Source organism: Erwinia plantamica (genome assembly GCF_043420595.1).
GTDB classification, from domain to species: domain Bacteria; phylum Pseudomonadota; class Gammaproteobacteria; order Enterobacterales; family Enterobacteriaceae; genus Erwinia; species Erwinia aeris.
This window is the reverse complement of the sequence record NZ_JBGCUC010000045.1, coordinates 1-546: the sequence shown is the minus strand read 5'-3', so window position 1 is coordinate 546 and position 546 is coordinate 1. Positions and strand designations below refer to the sequence as shown.

The 546-nt window shown below is 49.5% G+C and carries 2 tRNA genes and 1 rRNA gene; all 3 read right to left on the bottom strand.

The features are described from left to right. Positions 1–113 precede the first annotated feature (113 nt). Positions 114–189 (bottom strand) — tRNA-Ala (locus AB3U87_RS21975). A 149-nt stretch (positions 190–338) separates the two neighbouring features. Continuing rightward, positions 339–415: transfer RNA gene (locus tag AB3U87_RS21970), tRNA-Ile, on the bottom strand. A 74-nt stretch (positions 416–489) separates the two neighbouring features. Then, a 16S ribosomal RNA gene (locus AB3U87_RS21965) occupies positions 490–546 on the bottom strand; the annotation flags it as partial.

The following is a 546-nucleotide window of genomic DNA, read 5'->3' as shown; positions in this document are numbered from 1 at the left end:
GGAGAATGAAAACGACATGTCGTTTCAATTTTCAGCTTGTTCCGGATTGTTAAAGAGCAAATATCTCAAACGTGACTCGAAAGCCAGTTTTGAGATAGTTTTTGTAAACTGCATGGTGGAGCTAAGCGGGATCGAACCGCTGACCTCCTGCGTGCAAGGCAGGCGCTCTCCCAGCTGAGCTATAGCCCCATACAGTTACTGCAGAGACCGTCTACTACCACTCAACCGCGAGTTACGCTTCTTTTAAGGGAAGCATAATTTCTTCTCAGGCAAGGCATGCGGAAGGGAAGTTTACCTGGGTAAACGACCGCGCGCATAACGCCGCATGAGATGAAATTTGGTAGGCCTGAGTGGACTTGAACCACCGACCTCACCCTTATCAGGGGTGCGCTCTAACCACCTGAGCTACAAGCCTGTAGAGGTTTTTTCTGCTCGTTACTTTTCTATCAGACAATCTGTGTGGACACTACGCACGAAGGTATCTTCAGGTAAGGAGGTGATCCAACCGCAGGTTCCCCTACGGTTACCTTGTTACGACTTCACCCC